This is a genomic window from Pseudomonas sp. HP_08 (assembly GCF_055284095.1).
The window spans coordinates 150,831-172,483 of the sequence record NZ_JBTOQC010000051.1 but is presented as its reverse complement, the minus strand read 5'-3'; the positions used below and the strand labels follow the sequence as shown (position 1 = coordinate 172,483).

Sequence of the window (21,653 nt, the reverse complement as noted above, 5' to 3'; positions counted from 1 at the left end):
CAGTGGGCACCTTGCTGCCAGGCAGCACTCAAAGGCTTTAACCCACCTGTTTTCCAGGAGTACGACCATGTACAACCTGCAACGCTTCATCGATGCCCAGAACCCGGTCTTCGAACAAGTCATGGCCGAGCTGCATGCCGGGCGCAAGACCCGCCACTGGATCTGGTTCGTGTTCCCGCAGCTCAAAGGCCTGGGCCGCAGTTTGACGGCTGAACACTATGGCCTGAGCGACGCCGCCGAGGCGCAGGCCTATCTGGAGCATGACGTGTTGGGGCCACGCCTGGTCCAGGCCGTCGAAGCCATGCTGCAGCACAAGCACAAGAGCGCCTTGCAGATCCTGGGCACGCCCGATGACCTGAAGTTCTGCTCTTGTCTTACGCTGTTTGCTCAGGTGGCGCCGCAGCAGGCGCTGTTCAGGCAGGCCTTGGCGCATTTCTACAATGGCAAACAAGACGCGCGAACGCTTGAGCTACTGGGTCATTGATCCAGCCATTGATGTTCAAACTGCTGCGGCCAGTCTTTACGGGTAAACACCTGCCCATGCTCACGCAGCCGCCTTACCTCGTTCAAATCCAGCGTCGTGATCAGCCACTGGCTGCTCGCCGGGCACAGCGATACGCTCTCGGCCAGCACGCCATTGGCCGGCATGCCGTAATCCGACGGCACGTACAACGCGGCGCGGCCAAAATTCTCATCCAGTGACGGCGACCACGGCGCCAGGCCGACGGTGGGCGATTGCAGTACCGCGATCTGGTTTTCCAGCGCCCGTGCCTGGGCGCCAATGCGCACGCGGTAAAAGCCGGCTTCGGTGTCGGTGCAGCTCGGCGCCAGAATCAAGTCCGCGCCGCCTTCGGCCAGACGCCGCGCCAGCAGCGGGAATTCGTTGTCGTAGCAGATAAGGATGCCCAGCTTGCCCAGTTCGGTGTCGAACACCCGCAAGCCACTGCCAGCGGCGATGTTCCATTGTTCGCGCTCGAAGCGGGTCATCATCAGTTTGTCCTGGCTGCCCAGGCAACCGTGCGGGCCGAACAGCCAGGCGCGGTTGCGGTACTGGCCGTCGTCGTCCAGCACCGCCACGCTGCCGGGTTGCAGGTAAATCTTCAGGCGCCTGGCCAGGGCTTCACAGAGTTGCAGCCAGCGCGGCAGCAACGGCTGGATGCCGGCGATCGAGGCGTGCAGGTCGCTGCGTTCGGCGGCCGGCAGTTGACCGCTCAGCACCAGGCCTGCGTATTCGGGCAACAGCAGCAATTGCGCGCCCTGCCCGGCGGCTTGCTCACACAGCTCGGTGAGGTGGGCCGCGTAGGCGTCCCAGGTGTGCAGCAGGTCGATATGGTACTGACAGGCGGCGACCGTAATCATCAGGCAAGTTCCTTCAACCAGAACGACATGGGCTTGGCCGACTCTTCGGTTTCGTCCAGGTCGCGCCAGTGGTAGTCGGTGTGCAGTTCAGGGTGATGGCGATACCCGCGCCGCGCCCAGAAGGCGTCCAGCGGCTGGTAATCGGCCGGGCGACGCGGGTGATCCACCGGGCGCTGCACGGCGCAAAAGGCGCACCAGTCAAAGCGTTCCAGACGCCGGGCATGGGCTTCGCGCGCTTCAAAAAATCGCACGCCCAGGCCGCGCCCACGCCAGGCCGGCAAGACGATGGACTCGGCGCAATAGAACACCCGCTGCGTATTCCAGCCGGCCTGGATAAATGGCCGCTGAAATTCCTCGGTTTCCTCATTCAGCGGCAACGCGGTGCTGGCGCCAACCACCTGGCCGGCCTCGTCACGCACCAGCACGCACAGGCTGTCGGCGCTGCGCAGGTACGTCGACAGGTATTCGGTCTCGTAATCCAGGGTGCCGTCGTACAAGTACGGAAATTCGCGAAACACCGTGATGCGCAGGTGCGCCAGCGCTTCGATAAAGGGCTCGATCTGCGCGCCCTTGAGCAATTGAATGTGCATGGATACGCTCGCCACCAACCAAGTGACGCTGACGGATATGCCAGCTGCCGGCGCAAAACTTATCATGCACGCCACCCACACAGGAATCGCCCATGACCACCACCGAACTGATTCAGGCCTACTACGCCGCCTTCAACGCCGGCGACATGCCCGCCTTTCTCGACCTGCTGGCCGAGGACGTGGTGCACGACATCAACCAGGGCGAACGCCAGACCGGCAAGGCCACCTTTGCCGCGTTCATGAACAAGATGAATCGCTGCTACCGCGAGCGCCTGACCGACATCGTGGTCATGCAAACCCCGGACGGCCTGCGTGCGGCCGCCGAGTTTGTCGTGCATGGCGAGTACCTGGCCGACGACGAAGGCCTGCCGCCCGCCAACGGCCAGACCTATGTGCTGCCGGCCGGCGCCTTTTTCTATGTGATCAACGGCAAGATCGCGCGCATCAGCAACTACTACAACCTCAATGACTGGATCGAGCAAGTGGGCTGACCCGAGCAACGCAGCGCTGGCAATCACGTACACTACGGCTTTTGCCAGCGAGACCTTCAGCATGGACCTGCTGTTTCTCGGGACCTCTTCCGGGGCCCCGACCAAAACCCGTAACGTCAGCGCCACCGCCGTCATCGAGACCGCCGGCAAAGCCTGGTACCTGGTCGATTGCGGCGAAGGCACCCAGCATCAACTGCTGCGCAGCCCGTTGTCGGTGCGTGACCTGCGCGCCATCTTCATCACCCATGTGCATGGCGACCATTGCTTCGGCCTGCCGGGGTTGCTGGCCAGCGCCGGCATGTCCGGGCGCAGCGAACCGCTGGCGCTGATCCTTCCGGCCGCGCTGCACGACTGGGTGCGCCAGAGCCTGGCGGTCAGCGACACTCACCTGCCCTTCGAACTACGCCTGCACACGCTGGAAACCCTCGGCACCTGGAGCAGCGAGGCCATGCAGGTCAGCACGGTCGAGTTATCTCATCGCGTGCCCAGCTACGGTTATGTGTTCGTCGAAAGCAATCCCGAACCACGCCTGGATACCGCGCGCCTTGAGGCCGATGGCATTCCGCGTGGGCCGCTCTGGGGCGAACTGGCGAAGGGACGCATTCTTGAGCACGACGGGCGACTGATTGACCCCAGCCACTACCTTCGCCCCGCAGCACCGGGCCGCAAGATTATCGTGTGCGGCGACAATGATCAGCCGGCGCTATTGGCACAAGTGGCCAAGGGCGCGGATGTGCTGGTGCATGAGGCGACCTTTACCCAACCGGTGATTGCAAAATCCCAGACGACCTACGGGCACAGTACCGCAGCGGCAGTGGCGCAATTTGCCGAAGCGGCCGGCGTGCCCAATCTGGCGTTGATGCACTTCAGCGCCCGCTTCCAGGACAACCCGCAGCGCCGCCCGAGCATCGACGATGTACGTGAGGAAGCGGCGGCGCAGTACAACGGGCGGCTGATTCTGGCGCAGGATCTGCAGCGCTATCACTTGTCGAAGGATGGCGCTCTGGAGTTGGTCGATTTCATGTAAACAGCGTTATGGCCCCGGTCAGCAATGACACCCCGGTCATCAACAATGAGAGCAACACCGCCCATTTGATTGTGGTTTTCTGAAAATCCCCCAGGTCTCGGTCAATCATGCCGACCAGCAGCAATGTAGACGCCACCAGCGGGCTGATCTGGTGAACCGGCTGGCCGAGAACCGACGCCCGGGCGATTTCGATCGGGCTGATGCCGTAGGCTGCCGCCGCATTGGCCAGGATGGGCACCACGCCGAAGTAGTACGCGTCGTTCGACAGTAGAAATGTCAGCGGCATGCTGGTGATTGCAACGACCAGCGGGAAAAGATGGCCCCAGGACGCGGGGATCGTGTTCACCAGCAGTTGTGCAATGGCATCGACCATCTTGGTGCCGGAAAAAATGCCCGCAAACACCCCGGCAGCAAACACCAGAAGCACCACGACCATGGCGTTACCGGCATGCGCGAGCATTCGTTCTTTTTGCAGGTTCAGGCGCGGGTAGTTCATTACCAGAGCAATGACAAACCCCAGCAGGAAGCTGATCACCGAATGCAGCGCGCCAGTGACCAGGCACACCATCACCGTCAGCACCAGAATCAGGTTGGGGATCACCATTTTCGGTTTCTTGTTTTCGCCGTGGCCGACGATGGATTCGATATAGCAGTCGTCACCACCGCTGGACAGGTTCACCACGCCGATGCGTTTGCGCTCCCGCCGGCCCAGCACAAACGCGGTATACAGCACGCCAAGCGCACCAACGGCCATGGTCGGCAGCATCGGAATGAAATACTCCGCGGCATCCAGCCCCAGGACTGCGATCACCCGTGTCGCCGGGCCGCCCCACGGGGTCATGCCGCCCATGACGCTTAACGACAGCACACAAATGCTTGCCAGAATCATCGGGTTCATACCGATGCGTTTGTAGAGTGGCAGCATGGCCGCGCAGGTAATCATGTAGGTCGTGGTGCCGTCGCCATCCAGGGCGGTGGTCAACGAAAGCAGCGCCGAGCCGATGGCGATTTTCACCGGATCGCCATTCACCTTCTTCAGGATCATTTTGATCATCGGATCAAACAGCCCGGCATCGAACAGCACGCCAAAGAACAGGATCGCGAACAGCAACAAGGCGGCGGATGGCGCGACCATCTTGATGCCGTCCAGCATCATTTTGTCGGTGGTCAGCGCAAAGCCTGCGATGACCGAAAAAACCACCGGCACCACGATCAACGCAACAATGGGCGAAAGCCGCTTCGCCATGATCAGGTACGTGAATACCACGACCATTGATAAGCCGAGAAATGCCAACATGTCAGTTACTCTTGTTTTTATTGGGGGTGCCGCGGGCGTTCAGCGGGCGACGGTGGCGCCGACGATGCCGTGACGTTCAAGCGCCTCTGCGACAAAACCGCTGGCCTTGGCCCGCTCGACGAACTGGCGTAATTGCTCGGCGGCGCCTTGGCCGTAGGCATGCGGTACGCCCATGGCCTGGCGTATCTCCATAAAGCGGCCAGGCAATAACCGCAGCCCCGGAAACCGGCCTGCGTCGAATTCCAGCTGCTGCCTCACACCCGCCGCGACCTCGGCAGACTCGGCCACGAACGTGTCGACGACGGTCGGCGATGTGGGTGAGCGAATGATCGTCGCCGCCTTCAGCTCGCGGGTCAGGTGCAAGTCATAGGCACTGCCCTTGCCGACCACGACACGCACGCCCGCGCGGTCAACCTCGTCGTTGTCGTGTAACGACGAGTCTTCACGCACCAGGTAGCAGCCTTCGATCAATACATAAGGCTGGGTGAAAGCGAGCTGCTCTCCTCGAAGCGGATCGATGGCGAAGAACCCGAAATCGGCCTGACCGCCCGACACCGCTGCCACCGACTCCCCCGCGCTTTTGAAGACACGCAGCTCCAGCGGCAAGCCGAGCTCGGCTGCAAAAGCAAACGCCAGATCGACAGAGACACCCGCCGCAGCGCCGGCTTCGTCCAGACGGGCGAGGATTGGATTGCCCACGTTGATCGAGGCCCGCAATGTCCCGGTGGGGGCGAAGCCGGTCGCCCATTGTGTGTTTGATTCGTTCATGTCCATGGCCTCACGCCGTCCGGCTTGCGTAGTGATCGAGCAACACTTGGGTGGCGGCATCGACAGGCACGCCTTCCTGCAAATAACGCTGCATCTTCTTCAGTTCTATTTCGCCGGGCACGATGACGGGCGATCCACTGTTCACCGGCGGGCTCTGGTGAAGGATCGATGCAAAGTCAGTCATCCGCGCTTTCAACCACTCACTGGAGCCCAGCCGGGCGGTGTCGATGAGAATGAAGAAATGACCGAGGTTTTGCGGCTCATCCGGCGCATCGACCCACGACTTCACATGGGTGAGGTAAGCCGCATTGGATAAGAGTCCCGCCAGCAGATCGACGACCAGCGCCAGGCCATAACCCTTGTGGCCGCCAATCGGCAGAAGAAAGCCGTCCAGGGCGGCGCGGGGGTCGGTGGTCGGTTTGCCGTCAGCGTCGGTCGCCCAAGTGTCCGGAATACGCTCCCCACCCTTGAGTGCATTGCGAATCTTGGCGCGCGCCACCACGCTCATCGCCATGTCCAGCATGAAATGGCTGCCATCGGGATTAGGCACGCCAAAGCCCAATGGGCTATTACCCAGGCGGGCGTCACTGCCGCCGGAAGGCGCGATTGTCGTGGTGGCGTTACTGCCGATGATGCTGGCAAAACCCTGCTCAGCCGCGAGATAGGCATACGGCGAAACCGGCCCGAAGTGGTTGCTGCCCCGTGCCAATACCAGGCTGATGCCAAACTGTCTGGCAAGCTCGATACCGGCGTCCAGCGCAGCCATGCCTACCAACGGGCCGACGGCATTGCGGCCGTCGATGCGGGCAATGGCCGGTGCGACGGTTTCCAGTGCCGGTTCGGCGCTGGCGCTGATGCCTCCCGATTCGAGCCGCTCGCCGTAGGATTCGATACGGCTCAGACCGTGAGTGGTCAAGCCGAACAGATCGGCCAGTACCAGCACTTCGGCAACTTTTTCGGCAGCCGAAGGTGTCAGGCCAAGCCCTTGAAATGCCAGACGCCCACGTTGACGAAGTTCATCGACAGGGGCGCTGTGAAGTTCTTTTTTATTGTTCATTTAAATACGCTCGTTTCCATTCGGCCAGGCACACGTCTGCCTGCGCGATAACCTGGCTCGATGATTGAAAGGTGGGACCGTGGGGCATGGCACCCTGGAAAAGACTCCGATGTGCCTGCGAGTTGACAGAGTGGCGGCCGAGGATTAAAAAGTAAATTGCAAATAAAAGTGCAATTTATGAGTAAAACGCATGAATTTTGATTTGGCCGATTTGCGTGGTTTTCTCGCCGTTGCCGATCTTGGCGGGTTCAGCGCGGCCGCCAAGGCGCTGCACTTGTCGCAGTCGGCCCTGTCGCGGCGGGTCGACAAGCTGGAGCAAGCTCTGGGGGTACAACTGTTCGAACGCACGACCCGTCGGGTCGAGCTGTCAACGGTTGGCCGGGGCTTCGTGCCCAAGGCCAGGAATGTGCTGAACGAACTCGAACAGGCGCTGATTGGCTTTCACGACCTTTCGTATCGCCTGTCGGGTGAGGTGACGATTGCCTGCGTGCCCTCGGCCGTCGCATACTTTCTGCCCGATGTGATCCGGCAATACCACGCCAAATACCCCGGCATCCGCATTCGGGTTATCGATGAGTCGTCGTCCGCCATTCTGACCGTGGTGGCCAGGGGCGAAGCCGACTTCGGGCTGACCTACATTGGTACCCAGGATTCGGAAGTGGTGTTCCAGCCGCTGCTGGAAGAAGCGTTCGTCGTGGCACTCAAGGTCGGTCATCCGCTTACGAAGCGCACATCACTGACGTGGGACGACCTGTCGACGACCGATTACATCAGCCTGGCGCAGGGCAGTGGCAATCGCTTCCTGATCGATCAGGCCCTTGCCAACCGTGACATTCGCCCGCGTTCATTCTGTGAAGTGAAACACGTACCGGCCCTGGTAAGCCTGGTTGAAGCAGGACTGGGCATTGGTGTGGTGCCAAAACTGGCCATGCCAGAGAACGGCCATCCCACACTGGTGACACGCCCGCTCAAGGATCCTTCGATCAGCAGGACATTGGGGCTTATATCGCGGCGCGGGAGAACGTTATCGCCGGTGGCGCAATTGTTGTTCGATCTGTTGATCGACATCCGCAAGTAACGCTTGCGGCCGTGGCTTCTTGCCAAATTCAATGCCTGCCATTACCTTTCTGCACTTCGGGTACCGCTGCATAACTTTCTGGCCAGTCGTTCGGTATAAATGACTGCCTGGGGAGTTGTCATGTCTCGAAATACCGGCTGGTCCATGGCCTTGATCGGCGTTACTGCCATATGGGGCTGGAGCTTCGTTGCCAAGCATGAAGTCCTGACAACGATCAGCGCATCGACCTTCAATGCGCTGACCTTTCTGCTCGCGGCCGCCTTACTGTTGCCCTTTGCAATCGCAGCATTGCCCGCATTGCGGCGCAAGGATTGGCTGGGTGGTCTTGGCGCGGGTCTTGTGCTGTTTATCGCCTTCTCGCTGCAGACCACCGGCGTCGCCCATACCACACCGTCCAACGCCGGGTTCATCACCGGATTGTGCACGGTGTTTACTCCATTGATCCTGTACTTCACAGGTCACGGACGGCCGAGTTCAAGACAAGTCCTGGGCACCGCGATTGCGATGGTGGGCCTTGGTTTCCTAAGCCTTGAAGGATTCTCTGTGCATTACGGCGACTTGCTTGTGCTGGGTTGCGCGCTTGGCTTTGCGTTACACATCGTGGTGTTGTCGACACTTGAAAGTTCGGCGCCCTCGCAAGTATTCGCGTTTCTGCAACTGGCCACCGTGGGCGTGCTGTCGCTGGCCTGGAGTTTGATGGCGGGTGAGTTTTCAATCCCGACTTCAAACAACTCGCTCATCAACATCGTGGCGATTGCACTGTTGGGGACGGCGTTGGCCTATTACATCCAGACGCGCGCCCAAGCCACCGTCTCACCTCATAAAGTGGCCCTGATCCTGATCTGTGAACCGGTCTTCAGCGGAATCTTTGGCTATTTTCTGGCCGGCGACCGGTTTACCCAGGCCAAGGCCCTTGGCGCTCTACTGATACTGGCAGGCCTGCTGCTGAGTGAGTGGCGTACTCGTTCAGCCCTGACCGAAGCGCCCGGGCCAGCCGCGCTTGAAGACGCTGTATCAAGGAAATAAAACCGGTCTGTATCTATCGTCCCGCGTGCCGCCTCGGTACGGTTCCGGCTCCCTAATCTGCGAGGCTCCCATGAACCTGACCGACATCCCCTTTGGCACCACCGACTGGTCGAAGATTGAAGCTGTTGCGCATCCGGGCGACACCGGCACGGCTTACTGGCGTACCTGCCAGTTCGGCGCAATACGGGTTCGTATGGTCGAATACACGCCTGGCTACCTGGCTGACCATTGGTGCCACAAGGGCCACATTTTGCTTTGCCTGGAAGGCCAGCTCGACACCGAACTGGAGGATGGCCGGGTATTCACGCTGGCCGCAGGCATGAGTTACCAGGTCGCCGATAACGCCGAGGCGCACCGCTCGTCAACCTCGACCGGCGCCAGGCTGTTTATCGTCGACTGACTGAACACTTCTCTTATGCCTTGAACCCTCAGACGAAACATCTGTTAACTAGCATGGTCGCACGCACCGTGGTAATCAGTAGTTACGGCTTGTGACAGAGCAACGTCCATCGCCACACCCTGTTTTGAGAGCAGATGCACCGGTCGCCATCATGAGCGACCGGGCATCCGGCGAGGTCGTAAAGCATGCATGTAGCAGAAGAAAGTCTTGAGCAACACTCCTTTGCCCAGTTACGCCCGCTGAAGATTTCAAGTGAAATCATGGCGACGGCCATCTGCCTGCTGGTCCTGGGGCTGGCCAACGCAAGCCAGGCCCTGTCTGCCTGGCTGTATGGCTATGCCCCGGTTGCAGCCATTGCCTGTTTCCTGACCTGGCGGGCGCGCACCACGCATCATTTATGGCTGAGCGGTCTGCTGTTGCTGTGTACCTGCACCGCCTGGCTGGGCTCACTGTCTAACGCCATTGGCAACCCGCTGGTGTGGTTCCTGCCCATTGGCCTGGTGCTAAGCCTGCCTGTTTCAGCCATGCACGCTCAGCCCTGGCATGCCTTGAGCACCGGGACCGCTATCTGGCTGACCTTGTTTTATGTCGTCGACCCGCACTTCGGCCGGCCACTGGACTTCGTCCTGACACTGATCCTGATTGTGGCGAGCCTGCTGATTGCCACGCTGGTGTGCATGACGTTTTGCCGGATACGCAAGAACGTCTTCGATCTGCAGCGCCAACTGCATGGCATGGCCTACACCGACACCCTGACCGGGCTGCCCAATCGCCGCGCCTTCATGGAGCGTCTGACCGCCACACTGGCCAATGACACCGCGTCTGCGCCGCTGTTTTTCCTGATGCTCGACATCGACGACTTCAAGAAGATCAACGACAGTTTCGGCCACGATGTCGGCGACCGGGTACTGGTGGAAGTCGCCCGGATATTAAGCGACCACAGCCTGGGTCATAACATTGCCCGTCTGGGCGGCGAAGAGTTCGCGGTGGTCGCCCGGGTAGCCGACGTCACGCAGGCGCAGGAACTGGCGCGCAGCATTGTCGATGCGGTCAACTCCAGCCAGTTGTTCGGTACGCGCCTTTCGATCAGTGTGGGGCTGGCGAAACGTGAACCCGCAGAGTCGATGGTCAGCCTGATGCGCCGCGCCGATCTTGCGCTGTATGACGCCAAGAGCGAAGGCAAGAACCGTTATGCAATGGCGGCGCAGGTGGTGCTGAGTGTTTGATGGATGAGGGCGATCATCCTGCCTGATCCTTGCCGCGAAGAATCGACAGGCAGCCCGGCGCATTCGGCTGTGATTGCTCCTCAAGAGCACCTCTAACGGTCAACGTGTGATCGCTTTTCGGCACTCCAGCATTGTTGCCTCAAGATAGGGCCTGATCTGCGCTGATTGCATTGATTGCAGCGCTCGCCTGGACGCCTTGCGAATGGACTGCCATTCATCTTGATCGAAGATAGATCGGTCTGCACAACGAAAGGCTGACTCCGGCAGCGAACTGCACAGCGTCCAGACCGCCTGGACCTGACTGCGAACGACGGTTGGCATGGCGGCACCGCACACGGCAAGCGCCTCACCGAGAGGCAGCATGGCTGAATACCAGGCCTCACATGCCGGGCAGTCCGGAATGGAGTATCGCTGCTCCTCTGCGCTTTTAGCCAAGAAGGTAAGCGCCTGCAATGCATCGCCTACGGCAAGAAGTCGTGCGAACTCATCCTGCCCATACCATTGCCAAAAAGTAGCGGCAAAATCCATCTTCAACTCCACAATGACTTCAGGTGTTTCATACCGGCAGACCCGCGTCATAAGACGCATACCATCATTCAAATCAAGGGGCCTTTCCTATGAATAACAAAATAAAGCCTGAAATCGAAAAAGCAACCTACGATGAATTTCTGGCACTTTGGGAAGCTGGCACATTTGAGGGACTGCGGCTGGGGCAGGCTTTCTACAACCACATGCGCCTGCATCGCCTTAACGATCAAGACATGCTGCAGGGCTTATATGAAGCCGATGGCAGCAAGGCCCTGAAAGCCATTGCCGGAATCTTCCACATCAAGTAACACCCCATTTTTTGTTGCTTCAACCGTCGACCAAACGCTCAACTCAACGGCAACCTCACGTTGACCTCAAGCCCGCCGCTACGCCGGTTACGCAACGTGATCGAGCCGCCATGCTCAAGTACCGTCGCCCGTGCGGCCGACAGGCCCAGGCCGACGCCACCGGTGTTCTTGTTGCGTGACCCTTCGAGGCGATAAAAGGGAGCAAACACCTGCTCATGATGCTCAATGGCAATCCCCGGCCCGCGATCCAGCACGTAAATCTCGACGTATTCACCGGCGATTATCAAGCGCACGCCGGGTTGATCGGCATATTTGATGGCGTTGTCGACCAGATTGGTCAGCGCCCTTTTAATCCCGTTGGGACGTCCGCAGTAAACAAAGCGCATGGGGCCATTGAATGAAACGTCCACGCCCGCATCCTTGAAGTCATCGACGACGGTCAATAACAGCTCGGCCAGATCGAACGCCGTGGCCGGCTCAAGCCGTGCCTCATCGCGGAAGAAATCCAGGGCGCTGTTGACCATTGCCTGCATCTCATCCACATCCCTGAACAACCGGGCCTGCTGCGCACCATCCTCGATGAACTCGCCGCGCAGGCGCATGCGCGTCAACGGCGCCCGCAGGTCGTGGGAAATGGCGGCAAGCATTTGCGTGCGGTCATTGAGGAAGTGCTGGATCTGGGCCTGCATGGCATTGAACGCCAATATGGCCTGGCGAATTTCATGTGGCCCGACCACAGGAATGGGGGGCGCACGAAAATCCTTGCCAAAGCGCCGGGCCCCTTCGGCAAAACGCTCCAGCGGTAGCGCCAGGTGCCGGGTGGCGATCAGCGCCACGACCACCGTCGACAACAGCGCCAGAACGATAACGATCAGGTTGCGTTGCAGCGGATCCAGCCCCCATTTACGGGTCAGCACCGAATACTGCATCCAGGACTGGTCAGGCAGCTGGATCATCAATACATAAGGGCGCTCGGCCTGTTGCGCGGGCCAGTCGCCCGGCTCGTAAGCCTCTATGCTCGCCTCAGGCATCTCCAGCAAGTCACGCAGCATTTGCTGCCCCTCATCAAAGCCTGGCTCGTTGGTTTCGGGTAAAGAGGCGTTTTCATGGCGCGGTAACCATTGGGCGTTGAATACCTTGTCACTGGCCGCTTGCGCGATGCCCGGCCGCTGATCCAGCGAGGCGGCGTTGATGATCCGCGTGATGGTGGCGGCCTTTTCCATCAAGCCGGTCTCGAGAATGGGCGGACGCGCCCAGACACCGGCCAGCAGGTTGAAAGCGCCATACAGCGCCAGCGAGGTCAGCATCGCCGCCATGGTGGTCAGGGCAATCCAGCGCGCCACCGTGTCATGCGGGCGGTTATACCTGGCGCGCAAACGGGTCAGAAAACTCATCGTTTCACGACCGCAGGGCTGAACAAATAGCCGGCATTGCGCAGGGTACGAATCATCGGCTCACTGTGCATATCGGTCTGCAACTTGCGGCGCAGCCGGCTGACCTGCACATCAACGCTACGATCAAAGGCGTCGTACGCCTCACCCCGCGCCAGATCCAGCAACTGCTGCCGGCTGAGGACGCGCTGCGGGTGTTCGGTAAACACCAATAGCAGCTCGAACTCTCCGCTCGACAAGGGAATCATGACTTTGTCCGGTGAACGCAGTTCGCGGCGGGCGATATCCAGTTGCCAATTGGCAAACTCCAGAACCGCACGCGAAGGGTCGCTTGATACCGCTGCAACCTCGCCCGTGCGCCTGAGCACAGCCCGAACCCTGGCCAGCAACTCTCTGGCATCGAACGGCTTGGTCAGGTAATCGTCGGCGCCCAGCTCCAGCCCGACCACCCTGTCGCTCAGCTCGCCCATGGCCGTCAGCATGATCACCGCAACGGTATGCCGGGCGCGCAGTTGCTGGCACAACACCAGGCCGCTTTCGCCAGGCAGCATGACATCGAGAATGATCAGGTCCGGTAAGCGCCGCTCGACAGCGCGCCACAACGAAGGGCCATCGGTGGCAACTTCCACACTGTAGCCATGGCGCTGAAGAAACTTCTGCAAGAGGGCGAGAACTTCAAGGTCATCGTCGACCAGTAATAAATGGCTCACTGTGGGCTCGCTGCCTGATGAATATACAGCGCCTATCTAAAATCATTCCGGGCGCTGCGTCATATATTTCAATTCGGCAATAAAGTGACCGCTGGGCAATAAAGCGGACATTTTCAGGCAAAAAAGTGCAGGCAAGATCGCCCACACTTCTTGCCGAGATGACCTTGCATGCTACTTATCAAACGCGCCTCACCTTTCGTTCGCCTCACGATTGCCGGTTTTGTCGTTGCCGTCGCCAGCGGCTGTGCCAGCGCGCCGTCAACGCCGGTTGGCCCTTGCGACCCGATCAGCTACAACGTTGATGACCCGGCAGAATCGCTCAATCGCGGCATCTTCGCCCTTAACCGTACCGTGGACGATTACGCCCTGGCGCCGGTTGCCCGTGGTTACAAGCACCTGCCGGTGTTTTTCCAGACCGGTGTCCACAACTTTGTCGCCAACTTCGGCGAGCCCAAGGTCTTTATCAACGACCTGCTGCAAGGCAATGGCCAGCGCTCGGTCACCACATTCGGGCGCTTTGTGATAAACACCACCGCCGGTGTGGTCGGGCTGATCGACGTGTCAGGCAAGATGGGCATCGCGCGGCATAAAGCCGACTTCGGCCAGACATTCGGGGTGTGGAACATCGCCAGCGGCCCCATCATTGAACTGCCCATATTCGGCAGCGCCAACGTGCGCGACGGCGCCGGCAAGTTGCTGAGCTTTGTGGTCGACCCGCTTGGCAGCAACAGCGACACCGTCGAAACCCTGGGCACCATCAATACCGTCGGCGGCATCGTCGATGGCCGCGCCGAGGCCTTGCCAGTCACTGACCATCTGCGCCAATACCCTGATTACTACCTGGCCGTGCGCGACACCGTGGCGCATCAGCGCGCCAGCTTCGTCCTGGAAGGCAAGTCCGGCGCCGTTGCTCAAGCTCCGTCATCCTGCCCCGACGGTGAACCCGATGACCAATAGCGACGATGTCCTGGTGCTGCACCGCAGAACCCGAACGCCCTGCCCGGCTTCATTGCACTGCCGCGAAATCGAGCTGCGCCTTGCCGATGATGGCCAGCACATCGTGCTGAGCCGCTATGTCGAGCTGTACCGCGACGAGCACACGGCGTGGTGCTCGGTTCAGCAGCACTGTGTGCCGCTGGCCAGCCTGATTCGCTGGATGGTCAGCACCGGCGAACGGCTGACTTGAGCGGCTGGTGCCTGGCAGGCCGCTCTTTCAGAACCTGTTCAATACACTCGTTCATCTGCCCCGCCACCCATTCCAGAAATACCTGGCACTTGGAACTTTCCGCAAACGGCCTGGGCGATAACAGGCAATAAGTCGAGCCATCGCGAATGAAGCCGAACGGCGCGCTGAGTTGCCCGGCTTCCAGTTCGTTCTGAACCATCAACAACGACGCCATACTTGTCCCCAGCCCTGCCGTTGCGGCCTGGATACACAGGTAAAAGTGTTCGTAGTCGGTCCAGAGCACATCGCTCAGTGTCACCGCGCTGAGGCGCAGCCAGTTATCCCAGGCCATCGGGCGGGTCTTGCTGCGCAATAAGCGCGCGCCGTGCAATTGCTGGTGATCGGGAACGCTGGCGGGCGCACACACCGGGCCGATCCACTCATCACACAGCGTGACGCTGTGCACCGATTCACCCCAATGAAAATCATCCCGGCGAATCGCCAGGTCCGCGCCGCTACGGGCGAAATCGATAGGGCCACCGGCGGCCAACAGCTGGACCTGCACACCAGGATAAGCCTCATTGAAGGCCGGCAGGCGCGGGATCAGCCACTTCATGGCAATGGTCGGCTCGCATGAGAGCACCAATACGTCTTCGCGTGCTTCGCGTTGCAGTCGATCGACGACGTTTTCGAGCTGATCGAACAACGGACCGGTGACGCTGTGCAGCTGGCGGCCAGCCTCATTGAGGAAGATCGCCCGGTTGCGCCGCTCGAACAATTCGACGCCCATGGCCTCTTCCAGCAAGCGCACCTGACGGCTGACAGCGCCATGGGTGACGTGCAAGTGCTGGGCGGCTTTGACGAAGCTCTGGGTCTGGGCAGCCACGTTAAAGAAGCGAAACGCTGCCAGCGGCGGTAGGGTCATGGTCGATGATTTTTCACAGATTTCGCGGACTATAAATCGTTTTTCCAAACGCCTTCAACTCGCCATCATTGGCGCACTTTTATCATCCGTTCGGAGAGCATTCATGAACGAACTACTGGCCGTCGCTGCAATTACCGTTCTGGCGGTGATCAGTCCGGGCCCCGACTTTGCCATGGTGACCCGCAACAGCTATGCATTTGGACGGCGCATGGGCTTGATGGCCGCTCTAGGCATTGCGTGCGGGGTTCAGGTTCACGTCTTCTACACAGTGTTTGGCATCGCCGTGCTCATCACTCAATCGCCGCTGCTGTTGATGAGCATGAAAGTGCTCGGCGCCGGCTACCTGATCTACCTGGGCATCAAGTCGTTCATCAATAAAACCGCACTGACGCTCAATGAAGCCCAAGGCCGCAGCCCTTCGGCGTGGAGCGCTTTCAGGAGCGGCTTTTTTACCAATGCGCTCAACCCCAAGACCATGCTGTTTGTCGTGGCGACGTACAGTCAGGTTGTGCAAATCAACAGCTCACTGGCGGCCAACTTCGCCTATGGCGCGTTCATGTCGGTGTCGCACTGGGTATGGTTCAGCCTCGTGGCGGTGTTTTTCTCGGCGCCGGCGCTGCGCCAACGCCTTCTGGAAAAACAGCATGTGGTCGACAAGGTGATTGGTGTCGCGCTTGTCAGCCTGGGCGCTTGCCTGCTTATGCCGGGCTTTGGACGCTGAACATTACGAGTAGCGCCTGTCCGATCAACACCCAGCCTGCCAGCGTCAACAAGCCCAGAACCACCTTGCGAAAGCTCTGGTCGCTCAAGCCGCGATACAGCCGCACGCCGAACAGCGTCGGCAACAACACCGCCAGGATCACCACGGGAAACAAGGCAAACGCCTGAGCGCTGATGGTGCCCGACACCAGGTAAGTGATCAGGGTCGTGGCCTGCATGGCCAGGTTGAAACCCTGAATCACCGAGCGCTGGCTGTCGCGGCTCCAGCCCTTGAGCACGGCCCACAAGGCCGGCGCAGGTCCGGTCAGACCGCCCAACCCGCCCATGATGCCGCCGACGACACCGACGCCGGCATTGGCCGCGCGGCTGTCGCCCGGCAGTTGCGGCAGGTGGCTGGCGAACAGCATCAGCGGGCACCACAACGCCAGCAGAATGCCGACCAGCAGGCGGAACAGAACCGGGTCGACCTGATGCAACAGCAACACGCCCAACGGCACGCCGAGCAGCCCGCCGGCAACCATCGGCCACAGCTGCGGCAGGTCCAGTTGTTTACGCAGGGCACTGGCGGCCAGCAATTGCCCGGTCAGCGAGCCGCAGACCACCAGCGGCCCGGTAAGGGTCGGGTCCAGTACCCAGGCCCAGACGGCCATGGCCACCAGACCGAAATTGGAGCCCGACAGGCCCTGGACGAAACCGGCCAGCGCCGCGCCCAGGACCACGATGATCAATACCGAATCCATGGCTCGATGCCCTGCCGTCAGAGCTGCATGAGCATTTCATGCCACGCCATGCCGCCGTGGTCCGAGGTCGACGGCTGGACATAGCCATAGCCCATGCGCTGGTACAGCGGCACATGCCGCTCTTTGCACATCAAGTGAATGCTCTGCTTGCCCATCGCGCGCATGCGCTCGACGAACTGCGCCATCATCCGCGTGGCGTAGCCTTTGCCTTGGTGAACCGGATCGATCACCACCGACATGATCACCACGTTGGGCGCCTCGCTGCTGTGGCCGACCAGCTCCTTGAAGGCTTCGTCGGCCATCTGCACCTCATGGGCACAGCCGCCGTTGATAAAGCCGATGACCTGGCCCTCCAGTTCCATGATCAGAAAGCCCTGCGGGTACAGCGCGATGCGCGTGGCGATCTTTTCCTGGGTGGCGGCTTCGTCACCTTCGTAGGCGCCGATTTCGATCTGGTAGCAACGTGGGGCATCGAGCGGGGTGGCAGTGCGAAAGCTGGGCGCGGGCATTTCAGGGTGATCCGGACAGTCTGGAGAAGAGCGCATGGTAGACAAAGACGGGCTGCCAAACACTGGGTTTGTTCGACAGCCCATGCCCTTTGTGCAATCAGCCCTTGTCGATACCCGGTAACGGCACCGCTTGCGGCGCCTTGGCCTTATCAGTGTCCAGCGCGGCGATTTCACGTTTGGCCGCATCAAGGTCAAAGGCGTTGTCCCACTTGGCAATCGCGATGGTGCCGATACCGTTGCCGATCAGGTTGGTCACGGCCCGCGCTTCGTTGAGAAAGCGGTCGATACCCAGCAACAGGACCAGGCCCACCAACGGAATGGTATGGATGGTGGTCAAGGTCGCGGCCAGCGTCACAAAGCCCGCCCCCGCTACACCGGCCGAGCCCTTGGAGGTCAGCAGCAATACACCCAGCAGCACGCACTGATCCATGAAGGTCAGCGGCGTGTTGGTGGCCTGGGCGACAAAGATCGCGGCCATGGTCAGGTAAATGCAGGTGCCGTCAGCGTTGAAGGTAAAGCCGGTGGGCAGCACCATGCCGACCACCGATTTCTCGCAGCCGAGTTTTTCCAGCTTGGCCATCATGCGTGGCAGCACCGATTCGGTGGAACAGGTGCCCAGCACGATGAGGATTTCATCCTTGAAGTAGCGCAGGAACTGCATCAGCGGCAAGCCGGACCAGCGCGCCACGGTGCCGAGAATCACCACGATGAACACCAGCGTGGTGATGTACAGCGCAATCAGCAGTTGCCCCAGCGACAACAAGGTGCCAAGCCCGTATTTACCGATGGTGAAGGCCATGCCCGCGCCGGCACCGATGGGCGCCAGGCGCATGACCATCGCGACGATCTTGAACAGCCCTTGCAGCAGCAGGTCAATGATATTGATCAGCGGCTTGCTGACCGGGCCCATCTGCACCAGCGCCACGCCCATCAGCACCGACAGCAGAATGACCTGCAGCATCGAGCCCTTGGCGAAGGCATCGATAAAGGTGTGGGGAATGATATTGAGGAAGAAATCCACGGTGCCGCCCTGATCGTTGGCGACCTGGGTGTATTTGCTGATCGCACTGCCATCGAGCTTGGCCGAGTCGATGTTCATGCCGACGCCGGGCTTGACGATATTGACCACCACCAGGCCGATGACCAGTGCGATGGTCGACAGGATCTCGAAATAGATCAGCGCCTTGACGCCGATTCGCCCGACCTCCTTGATGCTGCCCATCTTGGCCATGCCGACCACCACGGTACCGAAGATGATCGGCGCCAGCAGCATCTTGATCAACTTGATGAAACCGTCGGCCAGCGGTTGCAGCTTGGCCGCGAAGCCGGGTTCGATATAACCCACAATGCCGCCGATGATGATGCCGATCAGCACCTGCACATAGAGCTGGCCATACCAGCGTGATCCTGACTTTTCCATGTTGTCGCACCTCGTTTTGTTTTTGTGTAGAGGGCAAAAAGCGGCCGCTTCTGATGAAGCGGCCGCTGTACAACCGATTAACGCTCGCCCAGCTCGCGCATCACTTCATAGAGCGCCGCCTTGGCTTCGAAGCCCACACCCGGAATGTCCGGCAGGCCGACATAACCGTTCTCGACCCGAATGCCATCGGCAAAGCCGCCGAAGGGCTGGAACACGTCCGGGTAGGATTCGTTGCCGCCCAGATGCAGGCCGGCAGCGATGTTCAGCGACATCTGGTGACCGCCATGCGGCACCACGCGGCGCGACGACCAGCCCAGTTCCTGCATGACATCGAGGGTGCGCAGGTACTCGACCAGGCCGTAGGACAGCGCGCAGTCGAACTGTACAAAGTCGCGGTCCGGGCGCATGCCGCCGTGGCGCAGCAGATTGCGGGCATCCTGGTGCGAGAACAGGTTTTCGCCGGTGGCCATCGGCAGGTCGTAGTGGTTGGCCAGCTCTGCTTGCAGGGCATAGTCCAGCGGATCGCCCGCCTCTTCGTACCAGAACAGGTCGTAAGGCTTGAGCGCTTCGGCGTAGGCGATGGCGGTCTTCAGGTCGAACCGGCCGTTGGCGTCCACCGCCAGGCGCCGGCCGCTGCCGACCACGTCCAGCACCGCTTCGATGCGCGACAGGTCTTCGGCCAGCGGCACGGCGCCGATCTTCATTTTCACCACGTCATAGCCGCGATCCAGATAGCTCTGCATTTCGGTCTTGAGCTGGGTGTGATCCTTGCCGGGATAGTAGTAACCACCGGCGGCGTAGACCCAGACCTTGTCGTCGGCCACGCCGTTGCGGTAACGGTCGGCGAGCACGCGGTACAGCGGCTTGCCTTCGATCTTGGCCACCGCGTCCCACACCGCCATGTCGATGGTGCCGACAGCGACCGAGCGCTCGCCGTGACCGCCGGGCTTTTCGTTGGTCATCAGGGTTTTCCAGATGGCGAACGGGTCGAGGTTGTCATTGGCTTCATCGATCAGCGACTCAGGTCTGGCTTCGCTGATGCGCGCCAGAAAGCGGTCGCGCATCAACGCGCCCTGGCCGTAACGCCCGTTGGAGTTGAAGCCGTAGCCGATCACCGGTTTGCCGTCGCGAATAACATCGGTAACCACCGCCACGACCGAGCAGGTCATCTTGGAAAAGTCGATGTAGGCATTGGCGATGGGCGAGGCAATGGAGACGGTCTTTTCGCGGATATCTACGATGCGCATGGCGTTGTCCTCTTGTTGTGATGCTTGCCACGTTAGGCGCATCGAGAACGCGCCGATAATGCTGTTATCGGCGCAGGCAATGCCTTTTCGGCATGGCTATCTGTTGCAGGCCTCTCGGTTGGTTCAAGGCTGCCGTGCTATAAAACGCTAAACCAATGCAGGGTCAGCATCACTCATGGAACTCGTCTGGCTTGAAGACTTCATCGCCCTGGCCGAACACGGCAGCTTTATTCGTGCAGCCCAGGCGCGGCATGTGACCCAACCTGCGTTCAGCCGGCGCATTCGTGCGCTGGAGCAATGGATGGGCGTCGAGCTGTTTCAGCGCACGTTTCAGGGCGCGACCCTGACGCTGGCCGGCGAGCATGTGCTGGCCAGCATGCAGGACGCCGCCACGCGGCTATACCGGATTCGTGAGGACGCCCGCGAAGTGGCCGGCACCGCGGCCAAGAGCCTGAAGTTTTCCGCGACCCACTCGCTGTCGTTCACGTTCTTTCCCAAGTGGATTCGCCAGCTTGGCCGCGGTGCGCCCATCGAGGCGGTCAGGCTGCAATCGGACAGCATGGCCGAATGCGAACGCATGCTGATGCACGGCCAGGTGCAGTTTCTGCTCAGCCATCGCCACCCGCAGGTGCCGCCAAAACTGCCGTTCGGCCAGTATTTGAGCAAGGCGGTGGGCGTCGACACGCTGATCCCGTTGATGGGTGCCGATGCCGACTTTGGCGCGGACCTGCAAACCCTGCCCTATCTGGCTTACACCAAGGAGTCGGGGCTGGGGCGGATTCTGGAGCAGCAGTTACAGGACAAGGCCGGCTACCTGCATTTGCAGCCTTCGTTCAGCAGCCATCTGGCGGCGGTGTTGACGTCGATGGCGCTGGAAAACAAGGGCGTGGCCTGGCTGCCGAAAAGCCTGACCGAACAGGAGCGCGCCGACGGCAAACTGATCCGCGCGCTGGATGAAAGCTGGGACATCGCCTTGGAGATTCACCTGGCAAGGCCGGTGGCGCCGCTGCCACCGTTTGCCGAGGCGTTCTGGGAGGATCTGGGCCGCAGTCTGTAAATCGGCACCTCTAGAACGGATGACGAAGCGGTGGCGCTCGCTCACTGAGCGCAGGGACTTGCACCAGCGGCCAGTGCGCCAACGCCTGATAGCGCCCTTTGTACGACTCGAACAGCACGAACTCGCGCGCGTTCCAGCGAAAATCAGGCGGCACCCTGGCTTCAGGCACCGGGTCGCGGTAATCGCGCATCAGCGTAAGGTGTGGACGAAAATCTTGCGACTCAAGCTCAAGGCCCAGTGGCAGCATCGCCTGTTGCAGGTCATAGACCCAACGCAGCAAGGCCGGTGGTGCGTCCTGAGTGGTCAACACCAGCGCCTGGCTGCGGCGCCAGACATCGAGTTGATCGAGTTCGAACGCCACTGGCGCCGTGAGCGGGCGCAAACGTGCAGCGGTTTCGAGGATCGCCGCCAGCTGCTTGACGCTGACAGCGCCCAGAAACATCAGGGTCAGGTGAAAATTCTCGGCTGGCACCGGACGTCCGCTGCGCAAGCGCAGATCACTGCGCCAGCGAGAAATGGCCTTGCGCTGGACAGGCTCACAGGGCAAGGCGAAAAACAGCCGCTTGAACGGCTCGCTCGGGATGGCTTCATTCATCACATTTCTCCGGTCTTGG

Annotated in this window: 26 protein-coding genes; 12 read left to right on the top strand and 14 right to left on the bottom strand. The window is 60.6% G+C overall.

Annotated elements, in window-relative coordinates; genetic code table 11:
- Positions 1-67: 67 nt before the first annotated feature.
- On the top strand, positions 68-484 hold the full coding sequence (locus ACYAS9_RS27240; protein WP_463571532.1) for a DUF1810 domain-containing protein: 417 nt from the start codon (positions 68-70) through the stop codon (positions 482-484).
- Here the strand turns inward: ACYAS9_RS27240 and ACYAS9_RS27235 are convergent.
- Positions 478-1,359, bottom strand: a complete 882-nt coding sequence (locus ACYAS9_RS27235; protein ID WP_463571531.1) for a carbon-nitrogen hydrolase family protein — start codon at positions 1,357-1,359, stop codon at positions 478-480. The two genes, ACYAS9_RS27240 and ACYAS9_RS27235, sit on opposite strands and share 7 nt — an antisense overlap.
- Positions 1,359-1,949, bottom strand: coding sequence for a GNAT family N-acetyltransferase (locus ACYAS9_RS27230; RefSeq protein WP_463571529.1), 591 nt, complete (start codon positions 1,947-1,949; stop codon positions 1,359-1,361). Before ACYAS9_RS27230 ends, ACYAS9_RS27235 begins: the two co-directional genes overlap by 1 nt.
- A gap of 92 nt (positions 1,950-2,041) precedes the next feature.
- Between ACYAS9_RS27230 and ACYAS9_RS27225 the strand changes: the two genes are divergently transcribed.
- Together ACYAS9_RS27225 and ACYAS9_RS27220 are read left to right on the top strand one after the other, a co-directional pair.
- Complete coding sequence (locus tag ACYAS9_RS27225) at positions 2,042-2,440, top strand: nuclear transport factor 2 family protein (protein ID WP_463571527.1); 399 nt, start codon at positions 2,042-2,044, stop codon at positions 2,438-2,440.
- A 61-nt stretch (positions 2,441-2,501) separates the two neighbouring features.
- Complete coding sequence (locus ACYAS9_RS27220; RefSeq protein ID WP_463571699.1) at positions 2,502-3,467, top strand: ribonuclease Z; 966 nt, start codon at positions 2,502-2,504, stop codon at positions 3,465-3,467.
- Here ACYAS9_RS27220 and ACYAS9_RS27215 read toward each other — a convergent pair.
- The 3 genes from ACYAS9_RS27215 to ACYAS9_RS27205 are packed head-to-tail and all read right to left on the bottom strand — an operon-like array spanning position 3,460 to position 6,589.
- Complete coding sequence (locus ACYAS9_RS27215; RefSeq protein ID WP_463571526.1) at positions 3,460-4,764, bottom strand: CitMHS family transporter; 1,305 nt, start codon at positions 4,762-4,764, stop codon at positions 3,460-3,462. The genes ACYAS9_RS27220 and ACYAS9_RS27215 overlap by 8 nt on opposite strands.
- A gap of 39 nt (positions 4,765-4,803) precedes the next feature.
- A complete protein-coding gene (locus ACYAS9_RS27210; RefSeq protein WP_463571524.1) occupies positions 4,804-5,532 on the bottom strand; it encodes an ABC transporter substrate-binding protein in 729 nt (242 codons plus the stop codon).
- A 10-nt stretch (positions 5,533-5,542) separates the two neighbouring features.
- Positions 5,543-6,589 (bottom strand): Ldh family oxidoreductase, encoded by a 1,047-nt coding sequence (locus ACYAS9_RS27205; RefSeq protein WP_463571523.1) that lies wholly within the window; start codon positions 6,587-6,589, stop codon positions 5,543-5,545.
- A 190-nt stretch (positions 6,590-6,779) separates the two neighbouring features.
- Here ACYAS9_RS27205 and ACYAS9_RS27200 point away from each other — a divergent pair, with 190 nt between their 5' ends.
- The 4 genes from ACYAS9_RS27200 to ACYAS9_RS27185 all read left to right on the top strand — a co-directional run bounded on the left by ACYAS9_RS27200 (position 6,780) and on the right by ACYAS9_RS27185 (position 10,319).
- On the top strand, positions 6,780-7,667 hold the full coding sequence (locus tag ACYAS9_RS27200; RefSeq protein ID WP_463571521.1) for a LysR family transcriptional regulator: 888 nt from the start codon (positions 6,780-6,782) through the stop codon (positions 7,665-7,667).
- Between the two features lie 120 nt (positions 7,668-7,787).
- Positions 7,788-8,693 carry a DMT family transporter gene (locus tag ACYAS9_RS27195; RefSeq protein WP_463571519.1) on the top strand — a complete coding sequence of 302 codons (906 nt, stop codon included), beginning with the start codon at positions 7,788-7,790 and terminating at the stop codon, positions 8,691-8,693.
- Between the two features lie 70 nt (positions 8,694-8,763).
- Positions 8,764-9,093, top strand: a complete 330-nt coding sequence (locus ACYAS9_RS27190) for a DHCW motif cupin fold protein (protein WP_463571518.1) — start codon at positions 8,764-8,766, stop codon at positions 9,091-9,093.
- Positions 9,094-9,278: 185 nt separating this feature from the next.
- Positions 9,279-10,319: a GGDEF domain-containing protein gene (locus tag ACYAS9_RS27185; RefSeq protein WP_463571517.1), complete on the top strand. Its 1,041-nt coding sequence runs from the start codon at positions 9,279-9,281 to the stop codon at positions 10,317-10,319.
- 99 nt (positions 10,320-10,418) lie between these two features.
- On the opposite strand, the gene ACYAS9_RS27180 is transcribed toward ACYAS9_RS27185, so the two are convergent.
- Positions 10,419-10,919 (bottom strand): hypothetical protein, encoded by a 501-nt coding sequence (locus ACYAS9_RS27180; RefSeq protein ID WP_463571516.1) that lies wholly within the window; start codon positions 10,917-10,919, stop codon positions 10,419-10,421.
- Between the two features lie 17 nt (positions 10,920-10,936).
- Here ACYAS9_RS27180 and ACYAS9_RS27175 point away from each other — a divergent pair, with 17 nt between their 5' ends.
- Positions 10,937-11,155 carry a hypothetical protein gene (locus ACYAS9_RS27175; RefSeq protein WP_463571515.1) on the top strand — a complete coding sequence of 73 codons (219 nt, stop codon included), beginning with the start codon at positions 10,937-10,939 and terminating at the stop codon, positions 11,153-11,155.
- Positions 11,156-11,193: 38 nt separating this feature from the next.
- On the opposite strand, the gene ACYAS9_RS27170 is transcribed toward ACYAS9_RS27175, so the two are convergent.
- The gene (locus ACYAS9_RS27170; RefSeq protein WP_463571514.1) at positions 11,194-12,549 is read right to left on the bottom strand and encodes a sensor histidine kinase; all 1,356 of its coding nucleotides are present in this window, start codon (positions 12,547-12,549) and stop codon (positions 11,194-11,196) included.
- On the bottom strand, positions 12,546-13,256 hold the full coding sequence (locus ACYAS9_RS27165; protein WP_463571513.1) for a response regulator: 711 nt from the start codon (positions 13,254-13,256) through the stop codon (positions 12,546-12,548). The genes ACYAS9_RS27170 and ACYAS9_RS27165 overlap by 4 nt, the downstream gene beginning before the upstream one ends.
- A gap of 168 nt (positions 13,257-13,424) precedes the next feature.
- Between ACYAS9_RS27165 and ACYAS9_RS27160 the strand changes: the two genes are divergently transcribed.
- Both ACYAS9_RS27160 and ACYAS9_RS27155 read left to right on the top strand, forming a co-directional pair.
- Positions 13,425-14,213: an MlaA family lipoprotein gene (locus tag ACYAS9_RS27160; protein WP_463571512.1), complete on the top strand. Its 789-nt coding sequence runs from the start codon at positions 13,425-13,427 to the stop codon at positions 14,211-14,213.
- Complete coding sequence (locus ACYAS9_RS27155) at positions 14,203-14,442, top strand: hypothetical protein (protein WP_463571511.1); 240 nt, start codon at positions 14,203-14,205, stop codon at positions 14,440-14,442. Before ACYAS9_RS27160 ends, ACYAS9_RS27155 begins: the two co-directional genes overlap by 11 nt.
- Here the strand turns inward: ACYAS9_RS27155 and ACYAS9_RS27150 are convergent.
- Positions 14,417-15,346 (bottom strand): LysR substrate-binding domain-containing protein, encoded by a 930-nt coding sequence (locus tag ACYAS9_RS27150; protein ID WP_463571510.1) that lies wholly within the window; start codon positions 15,344-15,346, stop codon positions 14,417-14,419. The genes ACYAS9_RS27155 and ACYAS9_RS27150 overlap by 26 nt on opposite strands.
- 103 nt (positions 15,347-15,449) lie before the next feature.
- On the opposite strand from ACYAS9_RS27150, the gene ACYAS9_RS27145 reads away from it, so the two are divergent.
- On the top strand, positions 15,450-16,067 hold the full coding sequence (locus ACYAS9_RS27145) for a LysE family translocator (protein ID WP_463571698.1): 618 nt from the start codon (positions 15,450-15,452) through the stop codon (positions 16,065-16,067).
- Here ACYAS9_RS27145 and ACYAS9_RS27140 read toward each other — a convergent pair.
- The 4 genes from ACYAS9_RS27140 to ACYAS9_RS27125 all read right to left on the bottom strand — a co-directional run bounded on the left by ACYAS9_RS27140 (position 16,045) and on the right by ACYAS9_RS27125 (position 19,982).
- Positions 16,045-16,806 carry a sulfite exporter TauE/SafE family protein gene (locus ACYAS9_RS27140; protein WP_463571509.1) on the bottom strand — a complete coding sequence of 254 codons (762 nt, stop codon included), beginning with the start codon at positions 16,804-16,806 and terminating at the stop codon, positions 16,045-16,047. The two genes, ACYAS9_RS27145 and ACYAS9_RS27140, sit on opposite strands and share 23 nt — an antisense overlap.
- Before the next feature lie 17 nt (positions 16,807-16,823).
- Positions 16,824-17,315 carry a GNAT family N-acetyltransferase gene (locus tag ACYAS9_RS27135; protein WP_463571508.1) on the bottom strand — a complete coding sequence of 164 codons (492 nt, stop codon included), beginning with the start codon at positions 17,313-17,315 and terminating at the stop codon, positions 16,824-16,826.
- Positions 17,316-17,412: 97 nt separating this feature from the next.
- On the bottom strand, positions 17,413-18,735 hold the full coding sequence (gene dctA, locus ACYAS9_RS27130; RefSeq protein ID WP_463571507.1) for a C4-dicarboxylate transporter DctA: 1,323 nt from the start codon (positions 18,733-18,735) through the stop codon (positions 17,413-17,415).
- A gap of 77 nt (positions 18,736-18,812) precedes the next feature.
- Entirely contained in the window at positions 18,813-19,982 is a 1,170-nt protein-coding gene (locus tag ACYAS9_RS27125; RefSeq protein WP_463571506.1) for a mandelate racemase/muconate lactonizing enzyme family protein, read from the bottom strand.
- A gap of 175 nt (positions 19,983-20,157) precedes the next feature.
- Here ACYAS9_RS27125 and ACYAS9_RS27120 point away from each other — a divergent pair, with 175 nt between their 5' ends.
- The gene (locus tag ACYAS9_RS27120) at positions 20,158-21,039 is read left to right on the top strand and encodes a LysR family transcriptional regulator (RefSeq protein WP_463571505.1); all 882 of its coding nucleotides are present in this window, start codon (positions 20,158-20,160) and stop codon (positions 21,037-21,039) included.
- 10 nt (positions 21,040-21,049) lie between these two features.
- On the opposite strand, the gene thpR is transcribed toward ACYAS9_RS27120, so the two are convergent.
- On the bottom strand, positions 21,050-21,634 hold the full coding sequence (thpR, locus tag ACYAS9_RS27115) for an RNA 2',3'-cyclic phosphodiesterase (RefSeq protein WP_463571504.1): 585 nt from the start codon (positions 21,632-21,634) through the stop codon (positions 21,050-21,052).
- Between the last annotated feature and the right edge of the window lie 19 nt (positions 21,635-21,653).

What these genes read in the sequence shown, in the direction of transcription:
- ACYAS9_RS27205 (WP_463571523.1), bottom strand. Translation starts at nt 6,589, where the DNA reads ATGAACAATAAAAAAGAACTTCACAGCGCCCCTGTCGATGAACTTCGT.
- ACYAS9_RS27185 (WP_463571517.1), top strand. Translation starts at nt 9,279, where the DNA reads ATGCATGTAGCAGAAGAAAGTCTTGAGCAACACTCCTTTGCCCAGTTA.
- ACYAS9_RS27200 (WP_463571521.1), top strand. Translation starts at nt 6,780, where the DNA reads ATGAATTTTGATTTGGCCGATTTGCGTGGTTTTCTCGCCGTTGCCGAT.
- ACYAS9_RS27150 (WP_463571510.1), bottom strand. Translation starts at nt 15,346, where the DNA reads ATGACCCTACCGCCGCTGGCAGCGTTTCGCTTCTTTAACGTGGCTGCC.
- ACYAS9_RS27175 (WP_463571515.1), top strand. Translation starts at nt 10,937, where the DNA reads ATGAATAACAAAATAAAGCCTGAAATCGAAAAAGCAACCTACGATGAA.
- ACYAS9_RS27125 (WP_463571506.1), bottom strand. Translation starts at nt 19,982, where the DNA reads ATGCGCATCGTAGATATCCGCGAAAAGACCGTCTCCATTGCCTCGCCC.
- ACYAS9_RS27235 (WP_463571531.1), bottom strand. Translation starts at nt 1,359, where the DNA reads ATGATTACGGTCGCCGCCTGTCAGTACCATATCGACCTGCTGCACACC.
- ACYAS9_RS27190 (WP_463571518.1), top strand. Translation starts at nt 8,764, where the DNA reads ATGAACCTGACCGACATCCCCTTTGGCACCACCGACTGGTCGAAGATT.
- thpR (WP_463571504.1), bottom strand. Translation starts at nt 21,634, where the DNA reads ATGAATGAAGCCATCCCGAGCGAGCCGTTCAAGCGGCTGTTTTTCGCC.
- ACYAS9_RS27155 (WP_463571511.1), top strand. Translation starts at nt 14,203, where the DNA reads ATGACCAATAGCGACGATGTCCTGGTGCTGCACCGCAGAACCCGAACG.
- ACYAS9_RS27220 (WP_463571699.1), top strand. Translation starts at nt 2,502, where the DNA reads ATGGACCTGCTGTTTCTCGGGACCTCTTCCGGGGCCCCGACCAAAACC.
- dctA (WP_463571507.1), bottom strand. Translation starts at nt 18,735, where the DNA reads ATGGAAAAGTCAGGATCACGCTGGTATGGCCAGCTCTATGTGCAGGTG.
- ACYAS9_RS27140 (WP_463571509.1), bottom strand. Translation starts at nt 16,806, where the DNA reads ATGGATTCGGTATTGATCATCGTGGTCCTGGGCGCGGCGCTGGCCGGT.
- ACYAS9_RS27195 (WP_463571519.1), top strand. Translation starts at nt 7,788, where the DNA reads ATGTCTCGAAATACCGGCTGGTCCATGGCCTTGATCGGCGTTACTGCC.
- ACYAS9_RS27230 (WP_463571529.1), bottom strand. Translation starts at nt 1,949, where the DNA reads ATGCACATTCAATTGCTCAAGGGCGCGCAGATCGAGCCCTTTATCGAA.
- ACYAS9_RS27170 (WP_463571514.1), bottom strand. Translation starts at nt 12,549, where the DNA reads ATGAGTTTTCTGACCCGTTTGCGCGCCAGGTATAACCGCCCGCATGAC.
- ACYAS9_RS27215 (WP_463571526.1), bottom strand. Translation starts at nt 4,764, where the DNA reads ATGTTGGCATTTCTCGGCTTATCAATGGTCGTGGTATTCACGTACCTG.
- ACYAS9_RS27145 (WP_463571698.1), top strand. Translation starts at nt 15,450, where the DNA reads ATGAACGAACTACTGGCCGTCGCTGCAATTACCGTTCTGGCGGTGATC.
- ACYAS9_RS27135 (WP_463571508.1), bottom strand. Translation starts at nt 17,315, where the DNA reads ATGCCCGCGCCCAGCTTTCGCACTGCCACCCCGCTCGATGCCCCACGT.
- ACYAS9_RS27240 (WP_463571532.1), top strand. Translation starts at nt 68, where the DNA reads ATGTACAACCTGCAACGCTTCATCGATGCCCAGAACCCGGTCTTCGAA.
- ACYAS9_RS27210 (WP_463571524.1), bottom strand. Translation starts at nt 5,532, where the DNA reads ATGAACGAATCAAACACACAATGGGCGACCGGCTTCGCCCCCACCGGG.
- ACYAS9_RS27225 (WP_463571527.1), top strand. Translation starts at nt 2,042, where the DNA reads ATGACCACCACCGAACTGATTCAGGCCTACTACGCCGCCTTCAACGCC.
- ACYAS9_RS27120 (WP_463571505.1), top strand. Translation starts at nt 20,158, where the DNA reads ATGGAACTCGTCTGGCTTGAAGACTTCATCGCCCTGGCCGAACACGGC.
- ACYAS9_RS27160 (WP_463571512.1), top strand. Translation starts at nt 13,425, where the DNA reads ATGCTACTTATCAAACGCGCCTCACCTTTCGTTCGCCTCACGATTGCC.